The organism is Mesorhizobium sp. ES1-6 (assembly GCF_020164775.1).
Taxonomy (GTDB): domain Bacteria; phylum Pseudomonadota; class Alphaproteobacteria; order Rhizobiales; family Rhizobiaceae; genus Mesorhizobium.
This window is the reverse complement of the sequence record NZ_JAIUGU010000014.1, coordinates 1-15,250: the sequence shown is the minus strand read 5'-3', so window position 1 is coordinate 15,250 and position 15,250 is coordinate 1. Positions and strand designations below refer to the sequence as shown.

Genomic DNA, 15,250 nt, shown 5'->3' with positions numbered 1-15,250 from the left:
GCGCATGCAAGCTCAATATATCGGCGCCTCCGCCATCGTTCTCGATGTGCTCTGGCGCTTCTGGCCGGTCTGGGTCGCGCTTCTCATCGTCATGGGCGCGAGCTTCCTCTACAAGAAGAAGCTGGCGCTCTACGGCCAGTTGTTCGACAGCGGCGTCGGCATAGCGGGCGTCTTCATCTGCCTGTTCTGGCTGTTCACGGCGATCTTCGCCTCGACCATCTCGCCTTTCGATCCGCTCGGCCAGATCCCGATCATGAAGGATACGCTGCCCGGCGCCATCGAGCCGCAATCGGGGCTCGTCTATTTGTTCGGCGGCGACAAGCTCGCCCGCGACGTCTTCTCGCGCATGGTCTATGGCAGCCAAATCGTGCTGATCATCGCCCCGGCCGCAACCGGTTTCGCGCTGATGGTCGGCATCACGCTCGGCCTGCCGGCCGGCTATTACGGCGGCAAGATCGATTCCATCCTGTCGTTCCTGGCCAACCTCGTGCTGGCCTTCCCGGTGATCCTCTTGTTCTACCTCCTGGTGACGCCGGGCATCATGGACACGCCGATCCCCTATGGTCTGGCCGGCGTCTTCTTCCTGTTTCCAATCATCTTCTTCAGCGTGCTGTTCTGGACCCGCTATAAGAACCGGCCCGACCGGATTTATATCCTGCTCGGCCTGACGCTCATCATCGGCGGCTGGATCTATGTCGGCCTTGTCTTCGACAGGGATCCGCTGAAGATCGTCCACATCGATCCCAACCAGCTCAACATCTTCGTGGCTGTCGTGTTCGCCTCCAGCCCCGGCGTGTTCCGTATCGTGCGCGGCCTGGTGATGGACATCAAGACGCGCGACTATGTGGCGGCGGCGCAGACGCGCGGTGAATCGCCCTGGTACATCATGTTGTGGGAAATCCTGCCCAATGCGCGCGGGCCGCTGATCGTCGATGCCTGCCTGCGCATCGGTTACACCACCATCCTGCTCGGCACGCTGGGCTATTTCGGTCTGGGCCTTGCGCCCGAGAGCCCGGACTGGGGTACGGCGATCAAGGATGCCAGCCGCTTGCTGCGTTCGTTTATCCATCCGGCGCTGCCGCCGACGATCGCGCTGATGTCGTTCGTGCTGGGGCTTAATCTCTTGGCCGATTCGCTGCGCGAGCAATCGATGAAAGACTGATTGACGGGCCTTGACCCGCGTCTGGTACAATTTGGATTGGAGCGACCCATGAACGAGGCAGTTCGAAATCCCGCGGAACCGATCATCGAGATCGAGAACCTGTCGATCTCCTTCTTCACCCGCAAGGGCGAGATTCCGGCGGTCATGGATTTTTCCTGCACGGTCATGCCCGGCGAGGCGATGGGCATTGTCGGTGAATCCGGCTGCGGCAAGTCGACCGTGTCGCTCGGCATCATGCGCGACCTCTCCAACATCGGAAAAATCGTCGGCGGCAAGATCAAGTTCCAGGGCAAGGACATGGGCGAACTCTCCGACGAGGAGTTGCGCGCCATCCGCGGCAACAAGATCGCCATGATCTACCAGGAGCCGATGGCGAGCCTGAATCCGGCGATGAAGATCGGCCAGCAGCTGATGGAAGTGCCGCTGATCCACGACAAGGTGTCGAAGGAAGAGGCCTATTCCAGGGCGCTCGAAATGGTGCGCTCGGTCAAGCTGCCCGACCCCGAGCGGATGATGCGCTCCTATCCGCACCAGCTTTCCGGTGGCCAGCAACAGCGCATCGTCATTGCCATGGCGCTGCTGTCGAAGCCGGCGCTGCTTCTGCTCGACGAGCCGACCACCGCGCTCGACGTGACGGTCGAGGCGGGCATCGTCGATCTGGTCAAGGGTCTCGGCCAGAAGTTCGGCACCTCGATGATCTTCGTGTCGCACAATCTGGGCCTCATTCTCGAGACTTGCGACCGCATCACGGTGATGTATTCGGGCGAGGCGGTCGAGACCGGCAAGATCAAGGATGTCTTCGACCGGATGCGCCATCCCTATACGCAAGGGTTGTTCCGTTCGATCCCGCTGCCTGGCGCCGACAAGAACTCGCGGCCGCTGATTGCCATCCCCGGCCAGTTGCCGCTGCCGCATGAGCGGCCGAAGGGCTGCAATTTCGGCCCGCGCTGCCACCATTTCGTCGAAGGCGTCTGCAACGCCGCCGAAATCCCGATGATCGAGGTCGCCGGCCACGAAGGCCATTTCTCGCGCTGCGTGCGCTTCAACGAGATCGACTGGGAAGCGCTGCCGCCCGGCGCCAAGAAGGTCAACGAAAAGGTCGTGCCCGGCGCGCCGGTGCTCAAGATCGAGGATCTCAGGAAATACTACAAGGTCGGCGGCAGCGAGGTGTTCGGCTCCAGCGAAGGCCGCGTCGTCAAGGCCAACGAGACCATCTCGTTCATGGCGCGCGAATCCGAGACGGTCGCCATCGTCGGCGAATCCGGCTGCGGAAAGTCGACGCTGGCCAAGGTGCTGCTCGGGCTGGAGACGGCCAGTTCCGGCACCGTGACGCTGGGCAACAAGGAAATTCAGTCGACCGGCATCGAGAGCCGCGGCGTCGACACCGTGTCGTCGATCCAGATGGTGTTCCAGAACCCGTTCGACACGCTCAACCCCAGCCATTCGGTCGGGTCGCAGATCATCCGCACGCTGGAAAAATTCAATGTCGGCAAGACCGTCGCCGACCGGCGCAAGCGCATGCTGGAACTGCTCGACCTGGTGAAGCTGCCGCGCGCCTTCGAGACGCGCAAGCCGCGCCAGCTCTCCGGCGGCCAGAAGCAGCGCATAGGCGTGGCGCGCGCCTTTGCCGGCGACGCCAAGGTTGTCGTGGCCGACGAGCCGGTCTCGGCGCTCGACGTGTCGGTGCAGGCAGCGGTGACCGAACTCTTGATGGACATCCAGCGCAAGAACAAGACGACGATGCTGTTCATCAGCCACGATCTGTCGGTCGTGCGCTACATCGCCGACCGGGTCGTCGTCATGTATCTGGGCTACATCGTCGAACAAGGCACGACCGACCAGATCTTCGCGCCGCCCTATCATCCCTATACCGAGGCGTTGCTGTCGGCGATCCCGATTGCCGACACCAGCGTGGTCAAGAAACACATCGTGCTCGAGGGCGACATTCCTTCGGCGATGAACCCGCCGTCAGGCTGCCCGTTCCAGACGCGCTGCGGCTACAAGAAGCTGGTGCCCGACAATCTGTGCGAAACCAAGGTGCCGCCGGTCAAGAACCTCGGCGACGGCCATATGAGCCTGTGCTGGCTTTCCGACGACGTGCTCAGGACCATGGAGCCGGTGATCAAGTTCGACAAGGAACACGCCGCCCATGAAGGCGTGCCGGACGATGCGGCGTATGGCGAAGGTCCAGGCTTTGCCGGTTCGCCGCCGGCGCGCCCGAGCGGCAAAAATGCCAATGCGGAAGCCGATGCGACCGGAAAGGCTGCCGAGGACGCGGACGCCGTCTTGCGGGCCCGTCGTCACGAAGTCCGCGACGAGGTTTCCGAGACCGGGGTTTCAAAGCCGAAAGATACGACAAGGCGGCACTAACCCAGGCAGGGTATCAGTTGCCGCACTGCCTTAGCTGCGCGTCATAGTCTCTGGCCATCTTGTCGGTGGCCCGCGCATAACCCTGCACGCCGGCGTCGCCACGGTTGCCACGGCCATAGGCGCTCCAGCCGAGATAATAGGCGAGGTAGAGATTATAGGTGTCCTTGCGCGCGACGCCGTAGCTGTCTGACGTCTTGGAATGGTACCAGCCGACGAAGTCGACCGCGTCGGCGAATTTCGTGCGCCGTGCCGCCCAGTTGCCGGTCTCGCGCTGATATTGCGACCAGGTGCCGTCCAGCGCCTGCGAGAAGCCGGTGGCTGTCGAGACGTGCTTCCACGGGATGAAGCCGAGCAGCTTGGTGCGCGGTGGCCGGGCGTTGCTCTTGAAGCCGGATTCCTTGCGCACGGTGGCCATCAGCACCGGCACCGGCACGCCGTATTTCCGCGACGCGCGCTCGGCCGCCGACTGCCAATTGTCGAACCAGCCGTCATTCTGGTCGAAGACGGCGCAGACATTGTTGATGTGGCTGGGCGCGGTGGCGCAAGCCGAAAGCGCCAACAGCGCGCAAACCGCTACAATTCTACTAAAACTCGACCTACCCATGGGAGGAGCAATAGGCCGAAATCATAAAGGGAATCTTGCCGAGTCCGTTAATGGCCGTCAGGCGTCATGGGCTCATGGCGGTGACGTATCGGCAATGCGACGTAATGCGTCGTTATTTCTAAATGGATTCTCCAGATGTGCCGCCTTGGCTAAAATCACGCCTGTGGATGGCGTATTTCTGACAGCTTGCCTGGTTTGCCCGAGCTTTGATGCCGGGATGACCGAACCAAGACGCAAGCGCGGCGCGGAGCGCACGAGCAACAGGGGGCCAGCGCCCATCGCGCAGTTGCCGCCCAGACGGGTGACCAATCCCTATCCGCCGATGGCGTTACTCTCGCCCGACCAGCTCGAGGCGATCCACCAGGCGTCGATGCACGTATTGGAGAATTTCGGCATCGAGGTGATGAGTGCGCGGGCGCTATCGCTGTTCGAGAAAGCCGGCGCCACGGTCGACCATGCGACGGCGAATGTGCGTGTCGATCGCGGCATGGTCGACGAGGCGCTGAAGACGACGCGGGCCACCTACACGCTGACCCCGCGCAATCCGGCCAACACAATCCATCTCGGCGGCGACACCATCAATTTCACCCTCGTTGCCGGGCCGCCGAACGTGCACGACATGGAGCGCGGGCGCCGCGCGGGCAATCTGCGCGACTATGCCGATCTCACCCGGCTGGCGCAGCATTTCAACTGCGTCCACATGCTCGGCAACCAGGTCTGCGCGCCGGTCGAATTGCCGGCCAACTCGCGCCATCTCGACACCTACTTCACCAATCTCACGCTGACCGACAAGAGTTTCCATGTCTCGGCGATCGGCCGAGGCAGGGCGCTGGACGGCATCGAGATGATGGCGATTTCGCGCGGACTGACGCTGGACCAGATGCGCGACGATCCCGGCATCGCCACCATCATCTCGGTCAACTCGCCGCGACGCTTCGACGAGATGATGGCCGAGGGGCTGATGACGATGGCAGAATTCGGTCAGTCGGTGGCTGTAACGCCGTTCACGCTGATGGGAGCGATGAGCCCGGTGACGCTGGCCGGCGCCTTGGCGCAGCAGAATGCCGAGGCGCTGTTCGGCGTCGTGCTGACGCAACTGGTGCGCCCCGGCGCACCGGTGATGTACGGCGCCTTCACCTCCAATGTCGACATGAAGTCGGGCGCGCCGGCCTTCGGCACGCCTGAAAACACCAAGGCCAACATAGCCTCCGGACAATTGGCCCGACGCTACGGCCTGCCTTACCGGACGACGCCGGGCTCCGCCTCCAACGCCGCCGACGCACAGGGCGCCTATGAGACGCTGATGGCGCTGTGGGGCGCCGTGCTCGGCCATGGCAATCTGGTCTATCATGCCGCGGGCTGGCAGGAGGGCGGGCTGACGGCGTCGTTCGAGAAATTCATCATCGACGTCGAAATGATCCAGCACATGATGGAGTTTTTGCGCCCGATCGTGGTCGACGAGGTTGAATTGGCCGTCGAGGCGCTGGGCGCGGTTCCGACCGGCGGCCATTTCTTCGGCGAGCCGCACACGCTGGAGCGCTATGCGACCGCCTTCTACCAGCCAATGCTGTCCAACTGGCAGAATTTCGAAGCCTGGCAGGAGGCCGGTGGCCTCGACGCGACCGCGCGCGCGACGCGGCTGTGGAAGAAGGCGCTTGAAGAGTATGTCGAGCCGACGATGGATATCGCGGTGCGCGACGAGCTCGAGGCCTATGTGGCGAAGCGCAGGCAAGCGATCGGGCAGGGCGAGCCGTGATTTTCGCAGTGTTCGCGCGAGGCGCTGCCCTTTCGATTCAATTCGTCTTCCCAACTCACTGATATCAGAGAAAAACTCATGAAATCGCATGCAAAGGTCGTGGTCATTGGCGGTGGCGTCGTCGGATGTTCAGTGCTGTTCCATCTCGCCCGCCACGGCTGGACGGATGTCGTGCTCCTGGAGCGCGACGAGCTGACATCGGGCTCGACCTGGCACGCGGCCGGCGGCATGCACACGATCAATGGCGACCCCAACGTCGCCAAGCTACAGAAGTACACCATCAACCTCTACAAGGAGATCGAGGAGCTGTCGGGACAGGCGACCGGCGTCCACCTGACCGGCGGCGTCTTGCTTGCGGCCACCGAGGCGCGGCTCGACTGGCTGCGCGGGGTCGTCGCCAAGGGGCGCTATCTCGGCATCGAGCTGGAGGAAATCTCGCCGAAAGAGGCGGCCGAACTGATGCCGCTGCTCGACCCCAGCCAGTTCGTCGGCGCCGTCCGCAACAAGGAGGACGGCCATCTCGATCCCTCGGGCGTCACGCACGCCTATGCCAAGGCCGCGCGGAAGCTTGGGGCTGATATAGAACGTTTCACCAAGGTCGAGGACATTGTTCGTCGTCCCGACGGGCTGTGGCGCGTCATCACCAACAAGGGCGAGGTGGTGGCCGAGCACGTCGTCAATGCCGGCGGCCTGTGGGCGCGCGAGGTCGGCCGCATGGTCGGGCTCGAACTGCCGGTGCTGGCGATGGAGCACATGTACCTGATCACCGAGGACATGCCGGAGGTCGCCGCCTGGAACGAGACGACCGGCACCGAGATCATCCACGCGGTCGATTTCGACGGCGAGCTCTATCTGCGCCAGGAGCGCGGCGGCATGCTGATGGGCACCTACGAGAAGGCCAACAAGCCGTGGTCCGAATACTCCACGCCGTGGAATTTCGGCCATGAATTGCTGGAACCGGATATCGACCGTATCGCCCCATCGCTCGAGGTCGGCTTCCGGCATTTCCCGGCCTTCCAGAACACCGGCATCAAGCAGATCATCAACGGGCCCTTCACCTTCGCGCCCGATGGCAACCCGCTGGTCGGGCCGGTGCGCGGCCTGCCGGGTTTTTGGGTCGCCTGCGGTGTCATGGCCGGTTTTTCGCAGGGCGGCGGCGTCGGCCTTGCGCTGTCCAACTGGATGATCGAGGGCGATCCCGGCGCCGACATCTGGGCCATGGACGTGGCCCGCTACGGCGACTGGGCTGGCATGGCCTACACCAACGCCAAGGTGCGCGAAAACTATTCCAGGCGCTTTTCAATCCGCTTTCCCAATGAGGAACTGCCCGCCGGGCGGCCGCTGAAGACGACGCCGGTCTACGACCTGTTGTCGGCCAAAGGCGCGCAGTGGGGCGTTGCCTTTGGGCTGGAGGTGCCGCTCTGGTACGCGCCGGAAGGCGTCAAGGACGAGTTCTCGTGGCGGCGCTCGAGCGACTTCACCCATGTCGCCGCCGAAGTCGGGGCTGTGCGGTCGGGCGTCGGCCTGTCGGAGATATCGAGCTTCGCCAAGTACAAGGTGACGGGCGAGGGCGCGGCGGCCTGGCTCGACCGCCTGCTCGCCTGCAAGCTGCCGAAGCCCGGTCGCATGACGCTGGCGCCGATGCTGAAGGAAGATGGCAGGCTGATCGGCGATTTCACGCTGGCCAATCTGGGTCCCCAGGATCGGGAAGAGGCGGTCTGGTTCCTGGCCGGCTCCGGCATCGCCGAGCAATATCACATGCGCTGGTTCGAGCAGCATCTGCCCGATGACGGCTCGGTCCATATCGAGGCGCTGGGGCAAAAGCTCACCGGCCTGTCGATCGCTGGTCCCAGGGCGAGGGACGTGCTGGCGAAAGCCACGCGCTCCGACATATCGAATGCGGCGTTTCCCTTCATGGCCGTTGGCAAGATGGATATCGGCATGGCGCCATGCCTGGTCGGCCGTGTCAGCTACACCGGCGATCTCGGCTACGAAATCTGGGTGGCGCCGGAATATCAGCGCGCCGCCTATCAGGCGCTGATGGCGGCGGGAGAGGAGTTCGGCATCGGCCTGTTCGGTTCGCGCGCGCTCAACGCGCTGCGGCTGGAGAAGAACTACGGCTCATGGGGGCGCGAATACCGGCCGATCTACGGGCCGCTGGAAGCCGGGCTCGACCGCTTCGTCGCCTATGGCAAGGATGCCGACTTCATCGGCAAGGCGGCGGCGCTGGCCGAGCGCAAGCAGGGCGGCAAGCTCAGGCTGCGCGCCTTCATCGTCGAGACCGACGATGCCGACGTCATCGGCGACGAGCCGATCTGGTTCGGCGGCGCGGTGCGCGGCTGGGTGACATCGGGCGGCTATGCCCATCATTCGAAAAAGTCGGTCGCCGTCGGCTATGTGCCGAAGGAAATCGCCGAGGAGAGCGACGGTTTCGAGATCGAGTTGCTGGGCAAGCGGCATGCGGCGCGCATGCAGGCGGCGCCGCTGTTCGATGCGAATTTCGAACGGATGCGGGGGTGAGCGTTCACCCCGCACGGTGGATCACGCGTTGCGGCGGTTGTCCAGCGCGAAGGCGCCGGCGCCGGCGAAGACCAGATAGAGGAAGATGAAGCAGAACGAGATCGCCGAATCGCCGCTGTTGTTGATGGGGAAGAAGTCGCGCGGGTAGTGCGCCATGAAATAGGCGATCGCCATTTCGCCGGCCAGCAGGAACGCAACCGGGCGCGTGAACAAGCCCAGCGCCAACAGAATGCCGCCGGCGAATTCGAGGATGCCGGCCGTCAGGGTCAGGCTGTTCAGAGTGTGAGGTTCGGCGCTTACGGGGAAGTTGAACAGCTTCTGGCTGCCATGCTCGATGAACTGCAGCGCGGTCATGATGCGCAGCACGCCAAGCGCCTGCGGCTGGTATTTGGAGAGGCCATCGAAAAGCTTCATCTAAAACTCCATTTCAGCGTCCCGGCCGGCCATAGTTTATCACCCGGCAATGGACCATTCATTTCCCATGGTCTGCCATCAACAATTGGTGATTGGAAATGTGCCCCGGCCTGACCTTTCATAGCTGCGCGCCAGGGTTGCATTATTCTTAATTTGGTTGTATTGAGTTGTGGACATCCAGACATGTGGGTCGCTTTGCCATGAAAAACGTCGCCGTCACCCTATTCGCAATCCTGACAAGTACCAGCTTCGCCATGGCCGAGGACGCCGGCTGCGAGGCCTTCAAATGGCCGGTAACGCGAGAACAGGCGCTGTTCGCAGCGGCACCGTCGGCCCCGTCCGGAGCCGCCCTGGCGGTAGGTGCCGCCGCGGATCTGGCGCTGGTGCCGATCGACAAGGCCGGCTTCGCGGTGCCGCCCGAACGCGCGCCGGCGGAGGGGACGTTCGGCGCCGTCGCCAGTGTCGCGGTGCCGCCTGACGGCGCCATCCAGATCAGCCTGTCGGGCGAGGCGTGGATCGATGTCATCCAGGACGGCAAGGCCGTGAAATCGTCCGGCTATAGCGGCGTCAAGACCTGCCCCGGCATCCGCAAGAGCGTACGCTTCAAGCTAGCGTCGGGTGAGGCCACCGTCCAGTTCAGCGGTGCCAAGAAAGAGAGCCTCAAGGTCGCGGTGCTGGCGCCGGAATGAGCCGACGCCAGCACGGGTGATATCCGCGGCTGGCCGGGGGGGCGTCTACCGTACCGGCGCCATCAAGGCGAAATGCGCGCCTTGCGGATCCTGGCATTGCACGACCCAGCTGCCTCCGGGGACCTCCATGGGTCCCATCAGGATCTTGCCGCCATTGTCGCTGACGCGTTTTGCGGCCGCGTCGATGCCGGTGACATTGAAATAGAACTGCCAGACCGGCACCGGAATCTGCTCGGGCTTGTTCATGATGCCGCCGCCGGATTCGGGGCCGGCGGTAAAGGTCTGGTAGATGCCCATCGGGCCCATGTCGAATTCGCCGGCATTGGCCCAGCCGAACTGGCCGGAATAGAAATCGAAGGCGGCCTTCCAGTCCGATGTGTAGAGCTCATGCCAGCCGATATGGCCCGGCGTGCTCGCCGGCACCACGGGCTGATCGGGGCCGTTCGGCTGCAGGAACATGAAGGTCGCGCCCTGCGGATCGGCGACGACGGCGAAGCGGCCGACGCCGGGGATGTCGTCGGGGCGGCGGTGAATGGCCCCGCCTGCCTTTTCCAGCGCCGCCGTGGCGGCGTCGACATCCCTGGCATGGATATAGCCCAGCCAGGCGGGCGGCATGCCCATCTTGGCCGCATCCTGCGGCATCGTCATCAGGCCGCCGACGCCACGCTCGCCAACATTCATGACGATGTAGCGCGGCATTCCGGGAGCCTTGTCGAAAGGCTCGGCCCTCCAGCCGACCACGGCGGTGTAGAAAGCCTCGGCGGCGTCGAGGTCCGATGTCAGCAGTTCGTACCAGAAGAAGGGCATGGGGGATTTTGGCATTGTCGGTCTCCTCACCTTTGTGCACCGATCGTCGTTCGATCCATCCCAGGACGATCTTCACGACGGAAATCCGACACCCGCCGGGATAATAATGGTCAACCCTCGCCAAGCGTTCCCGGGCTTGCGTATCCCGCGGTTTTCGATTTGTCTGCGGTAAGGGGGCTGTCGATTCATGCGCCTTATGTCGCTTACGCCTGAGCTTGTCGCACTGTGCCATCGGGAAGAGGCCGACCCCGGCCCGGATCCGAGTTGGACGGAGTTGAACGACGAGGATTTCCGGACGCTTGCCGCGCGGCTTTCCGATGAAGCGGACGCGGGGCCGCTCTGGGTGTTCGCCTACGGATCGCTGATCTGGAAGCCGGAATTCGAATCGGTCGAACAACAGCTCGCAACCGCTTTCGGCTGGCATCGATCCTTCTGTCTGGACATGGTGCGTTGGCGCGGCAGCGCCGAGCAGCCGGGACTGATGATGGCGCTGGAACGGGGCGGGCGCTGCAATGGCGTGATCTACCGCCTGCCGGAGGGCGAGAAACCAGCCCAGATCGAAAGGCTGCTACGGCGTGAAATCTCCGACCACGAAAGCGTCAGCTCGGTCCGATGGTTGCCGGTGCACACGGCGCAAGGCGCGTTGCGGGCGCTTGGCTTCTGGGTGGGCGTGAAGGGGCGGGGAACGTCACTCAGCCAGCCGCTGGACAAGGTGGCGCGCGTGCTGGCCAGGGCGTGCGGGCATATCGGATCCGGCGCCGAGTATCTCTACAACACCGTCAGCCACCTCGAAGCGTTCGGCATCCACGACCGCAATCTGTGGCGGTTGCAGGAATTGGTCGCGCACGAGGTTCGGGCGATCCATGGCCGCCCACTCGATACCGACCATTCGCATGCTCTGCACGCACCACTGCAGCTCTCATAACATGAATAAAATCATCATGTTTTTATCCAGCGTTATCAGTGGCTTGCGTCGAAAATTGACCAATTGATAAAAAAATAAAACGTGCTAGCCTTCCCCAAAACGAAAACATGGGGAACTGAGAATGCCAGAGGGCCAGTTCAAAGAAGGTATTGTCGGCGGCCGGCTTGCGGCTGACCAATACGCGGACAATTTCTCCGACCTGCATCCGCCGCTCGATCATCACGAGGCGCTGGTCGAATCCGACCGCTGCTATTTCTGCTACGACGCCCCCTGCATGAATGCGTGCCCGACCTCGATCGACATTCCGCTGTTCATCCGCCAGATCTCGACCGGCAATCCAATCGGCTCGGCCAAGACCATCTTCGACCAGAACATTCTCGGCGGCATGTGCGCCCGCGTCTGCCCCACCGAGACACTGTGCGAGGAGGTCTGCGTGCGCGAGGTGGCGGAAGGCAAGCCGGTGCAGATCGGCCGTTTGCAGCGCTACGCCACCGATGTCGCGATGAGCGAGAACAAGCAGTTTTATCCGCGCGCCGAGCCGACCGGAAAGACCGTCGCCGTGGTCGGCGCCGGTCCGGCCGGCCTTGCCGCGGCGCACCGGCTCGCCCGCCATGGCCATGACGTCACCATACTGGAGGCGCGGCCGAAGGCCGGTGGCCTCAATGAATATGGCATCGCCGCCTACAAGAGCGTCGACAATTTCGCCCAGGCCGAAGTCGACTACGTCACCGCGATCGGTGGCATCGACATCCAGAACGGCAAGGCACTCGGTCGCGACTACCAGCTCTCCGACCTGATCCGCAATTATGACGCGGTGTTCCTCGGCATGGGGCTTGGCGGCGTCAACGCGCTGCGCGCCGATGGCGAGGATGCGGCCGGCGTCACCAATGCGGTCGAGTTCATCGCCGAACTGCGTCAGGCGAGCGATCTCTCCGGGCTGCCGGTCGGACGCCGCGTCGTCGTTATCGGTGGCGGCATGACGGCGATCGACGCCGCCGTGCAATCGAAGCTGCTCGGCGCCGAGGAGGTGACGATCTGCTACCGGCGCGGCCAGGAGCACATGAACGCCTCCGAGTTCGAGCAGGACCTGGCGGCGGCCAATGGCGTCACCATCCGCCACTGGTTGCAGCCGAAGCGGGTGATCGCCGAGGGCGGCAAGGTCAGCGGCATCGAACTCGAATACACCGCACTCAACGGCGACAGGCTCGCCGGTACCGGCGAGACGCTGACGCTGGTCGCCGACCAGGTGTTCAAGGCGATCGGCCAGAGTTTTGTCCCGGCCGCGCTGAACGGCAGCGGGACATCGATCGACCTCGAAGCCGGCCGCATCAAGGTCGATGCGGAAGGGCGCACCTCGCTGGCCAAGGTCTGGGCCGGCGGCGACTGCATCTTCGGTGGCGACGACCTGACCGTCTCGGCCGTGGCGCAAGGGCGGGATGCGGCCGAGAGCATCCATAGGAGTCTGACCCAGGGGTAAGGACATGGCCACGGTGGAACCGGGCATCGCCCGTCACTACGAGGTTTCAGGCCTGGAAGAGCGGATCCTCGCCGCGCTCGCCGATGCGGGCGTCGATGTCGCCCATTTGCGCGCCGGCGATCTCGAAGCGATCGACGAATTCCATATTGGCGGCGTGGCCGCCACCAGGGAGCTCATTGACCAGATCGGCCTGAAGCCCGGTGCCCGGCTGCTGGATATCGGATCGGGAATAGGCGGGCCGGCCCGCTTTGTCGCCGACAGCGCCGGCGTCGACGTCACCGGCATCGACCTGACGCAGAGCTATGTCGATATCGCGGCCAGCCTGTCGAAACGGGTGGGATTGGCCGACAAGACGCGCTTCGTGCAAGGCAGCGCGCTGGACATGCCGTTCGCCAGGGCCAGCTTCGACGCGGCAATGATCCTGCATGTCGGCATGAACCTGCCCGACAAGCCGAAGCTGATGAGCGAGGCCGCCCGTGTGCTGAAGCCGGGCTCGGTCTTCGCCGTCTACGATGTGATGCGGCTCAAGGACGGCGCGCTGACCTACCCGCTGCCATGGGCGTCCAACGAGACCATGTCCTTCGTCGCCACGCCCGACGACTATCGTTCGGCTGCCGCCGCCGCGGGCTTCTCGGTGACGGCGGAACGGCCGCGCGGCGCCTTCGCCGTCGAGTTCTTTGCCGCGATGCGCGCCCGGCTGGCCACGGCGCAAGCCGAAGGCAAGAATCCGTCACCTGGTCTGGGCCTCGTCATGGGCGAGGACGCTCGCACCAAGATGGCCAATGTCACCGCCGCGCTTGAAGGCGGCATTCTCGCGCCCGTCGAATTGATCCTTCGTCTCGTTTGAAAGGGACCTGTCATGGCTGACATCAGAAATAATTTCGTCGGCATCAAATCGCCAAATCCGTTCTGGCTGGCCTCGGCGCCGCCGACCGACAAGGCCTATAATGTCGTGCGTGCCTTCAAGGCAGGGTGGGGCGGGGTGGTGTGGAAGACGCTCGGCGAGGAAGGTCCGCCGGTGGTCAATGTCAACGGCCCGCGCTACGGCGCGATCTGGGGTGCCGACCGCCGCCTGCTCGGCCTCAACAACATCGAACTGATCACCGACCGTGATTTGCAGACCAATCTGCGCGAGATGAAGCAGGTCAAGATGGACTGGCCCGACCGGGCGCTGATCGCCTCGATCATGGTTCCCTGCGAGGAGGAGAGCTGGAAGGCCATCCTGCCGCTGGTCGAGGAGACCGGGGCCGACGGCATCGAGCTCAATTTCGGCTGCCCGCACGGCATGTCGGAGCGCGGCATGGGCGCGGCCGTCGGCCAGGTGCCGGAATATATCGAAATGGTGGTGCGCTGGTGCAAGCAGTATACGCGCATGCCCGTCATCACCAAGCTGACGCCCAACATCACCGACATCCGCAAGCCCGCGCGGGCCGCGCACGCAGGTGGAACAGATGCCGTATCGCTGATCAACACCATCAATTCGATCACCGGCGTCGACCTCGACAGTTTCGCGCCGATGCCGACCATCGACGGCAAGGGCTCGCATGGCGGCTATTGCGGCCCGGCGGTGAAGCCGATCGCCATGAACATGGTGGCCGAGATCGCCCGCGACCCCGAAACGCGCGGCCTGCCGATCTCGGGCATTGGCGGCATCACCACCTGGCGTGACGCCGCCGAGTTCCTGGCGCTCGGCGCCGGCAATGTGCAGGTCTGCACGGCGGCAATGACCTACGGCTTCAAGATCGTGCAGGAGATGATCGCCGGTCTTGAAAACTGGATGGACGAGAAGGGCCACCGCTCGCTCGACGACGTCATCGGCCGCGCCACGCCCAACGTCACCGACTGGCAGTATCTCAACCTCAACTATGTCGCCAAGGCGCATATCGACCAGGACGCCTGCATCAAATGCGGCCGCTGCCACATCGCCTGCGAGGACACTTCGCACCAGGCGATCACCAATGTCGTCAACGGCATCAGGCATTTCGAGGTGATCGAGGCCGAGTGCGTCGGCTGCAATCTCTGCGTCAATGTCTGCCCGGTCGACAATTGCATCACCATGGAGCCGCTGGCGGCCGGCGTGATGGATCAGCGCACCGGCAAGCCGGTGTCGCCGGTCTACGCCAACTGGACGACGCACCCGAACAACCCGATGGCCAAGGTGGCTGCGGAGTAGGGGCTTTCGTCCACGGGGAGAGCGCCGAGAGCGTGGCAGCTTTCCCTTCTCCCCGTCACTATACGGGGAGAAGGTGCCGGCAGGCGGATGAGGGGCAGCGCGACCTTTTGAGATAATCCGCGCACCGCTCGCAGCCGTACCCCCCGGCGTCGCTGACGATCTGGCGCGATCCGCCCTGTGTGTTGGCACCGGGCGATTTTCCATAATCTCAGGAATTGGATCGCAAAGTTGGCGCTGCCCCTCATTGCCCTGCCGGGCATTTCTCCCCGTATAGTGACCTATCGGATTCACACATCGAGAAGCTTGAGAGTGGTCCCGACTTTGATGGCGTTGAACTCGGCGAGGCCGATGCG

At 63.8% G+C, this 15,250-nt stretch carries 12 protein-coding genes; 9 read left to right on the top strand and 3 right to left on the bottom strand.

What is annotated here, in order from left to right; translation table 11 throughout:
• The first annotated feature begins 4 nt into the window (after positions 1 to 4).
• A complete protein-coding gene (locus LB564_RS26480; protein ID WP_140701986.1) occupies positions 5 to 1,162 on the top strand; it encodes an ABC transporter permease in 1,158 nt (385 codons plus the stop codon).
• 48 nt (positions 1,163 to 1,210) lie between these two features.
• Positions 1,211 to 3,532 (top strand): ABC transporter ATP-binding protein, encoded by a 2,322-nt coding sequence (locus tag LB564_RS26475; protein ID WP_224542122.1) that lies wholly within the window; start codon positions 1,211 to 1,213, stop codon positions 3,530 to 3,532.
• A 13-nt stretch (positions 3,533 to 3,545) separates the two neighbouring features.
• Here the strand turns inward: LB564_RS26475 and LB564_RS26470 are convergent, their stop codons facing one another.
• Positions 3,546 to 4,136, bottom strand: coding sequence for a transglycosylase SLT domain-containing protein (locus tag LB564_RS26470; RefSeq protein WP_224542120.1), 591 nt, complete (start codon positions 4,134 to 4,136; stop codon positions 3,546 to 3,548).
• A 217-nt stretch (positions 4,137 to 4,353) separates the two neighbouring features.
• Between LB564_RS26470 and LB564_RS26465 the strand changes: the two genes are divergently transcribed.
• Both LB564_RS26465 and LB564_RS26460 read left to right on the top strand, forming a co-directional pair.
• On the top strand, positions 4,354 to 5,892 hold the full coding sequence (locus LB564_RS26465; protein WP_224542118.1) for a trimethylamine methyltransferase family protein: 1,539 nt from the start codon (positions 4,354 to 4,356) through the stop codon (positions 5,890 to 5,892).
• Positions 5,893 to 5,970: 78 nt separating this feature from the next.
• Positions 5,971 to 8,412 carry an FAD-dependent oxidoreductase gene (locus LB564_RS26460; RefSeq protein WP_224542117.1) on the top strand — a complete coding sequence of 814 codons (2,442 nt, stop codon included), beginning with the start codon at positions 5,971 to 5,973 and terminating at the stop codon, positions 8,410 to 8,412.
• A gap of 21 nt (positions 8,413 to 8,433) precedes the next feature.
• Here LB564_RS26460 and LB564_RS26455 read toward each other — a convergent pair whose 3' ends face one another.
• Complete coding sequence (locus LB564_RS26455; RefSeq protein ID WP_224542114.1) at positions 8,434 to 8,826, bottom strand: DoxX family protein; 393 nt, start codon at positions 8,824 to 8,826, stop codon at positions 8,434 to 8,436.
• Positions 8,827 to 9,026: 200 nt separating this feature from the next.
• On the opposite strand from LB564_RS26455, the gene LB564_RS26450 reads away from it, so the two are divergent.
• Complete coding sequence (locus LB564_RS26450) at positions 9,027 to 9,515, top strand: hypothetical protein (protein WP_224542112.1); 489 nt, start codon at positions 9,027 to 9,029, stop codon at positions 9,513 to 9,515.
• 45 nt (positions 9,516 to 9,560) lie between these two features.
• Here the strand turns inward: LB564_RS26450 and LB564_RS26445 are convergent, their stop codons facing one another.
• Complete coding sequence (locus LB564_RS26445) at positions 9,561 to 10,337, bottom strand: VOC family protein (protein ID WP_224542110.1); 777 nt, start codon at positions 10,335 to 10,337, stop codon at positions 9,561 to 9,563.
• Positions 10,338 to 10,509: 172 nt separating this feature from the next.
• Here LB564_RS26445 and LB564_RS26440 point away from each other — a divergent pair, with 172 nt between their 5' ends.
• From LB564_RS26440 to preA, 4 genes are all read left to right on the top strand, one after another.
• Complete coding sequence (locus tag LB564_RS26440; protein ID WP_224542109.1) at positions 10,510 to 11,247, top strand: gamma-glutamylcyclotransferase; 738 nt, start codon at positions 10,510 to 10,512, stop codon at positions 11,245 to 11,247.
• A 121-nt stretch (positions 11,248 to 11,368) separates the two neighbouring features.
• On the top strand, positions 11,369 to 12,724 hold the full coding sequence (locus LB564_RS26435) for an NAD(P)-dependent oxidoreductase (RefSeq protein WP_224542107.1): 1,356 nt from the start codon (positions 11,369 to 11,371) through the stop codon (positions 12,722 to 12,724).
• A gap of 4 nt (positions 12,725 to 12,728) precedes the next feature.
• A complete protein-coding gene (locus tag LB564_RS26430; RefSeq protein WP_224542105.1) occupies positions 12,729 to 13,571 on the top strand; it encodes a class I SAM-dependent methyltransferase in 843 nt (280 codons plus the stop codon).
• Between the two features lie 12 nt (positions 13,572 to 13,583).
• The gene (preA, locus tag LB564_RS26425) at positions 13,584 to 14,897 is read left to right on the top strand and encodes an NAD-dependent dihydropyrimidine dehydrogenase subunit PreA (protein WP_224542103.1); all 1,314 of its coding nucleotides are present in this window, start codon (positions 13,584 to 13,586) and stop codon (positions 14,895 to 14,897) included.
• Positions 14,898 to 15,250 lie beyond the last annotated feature (353 nt).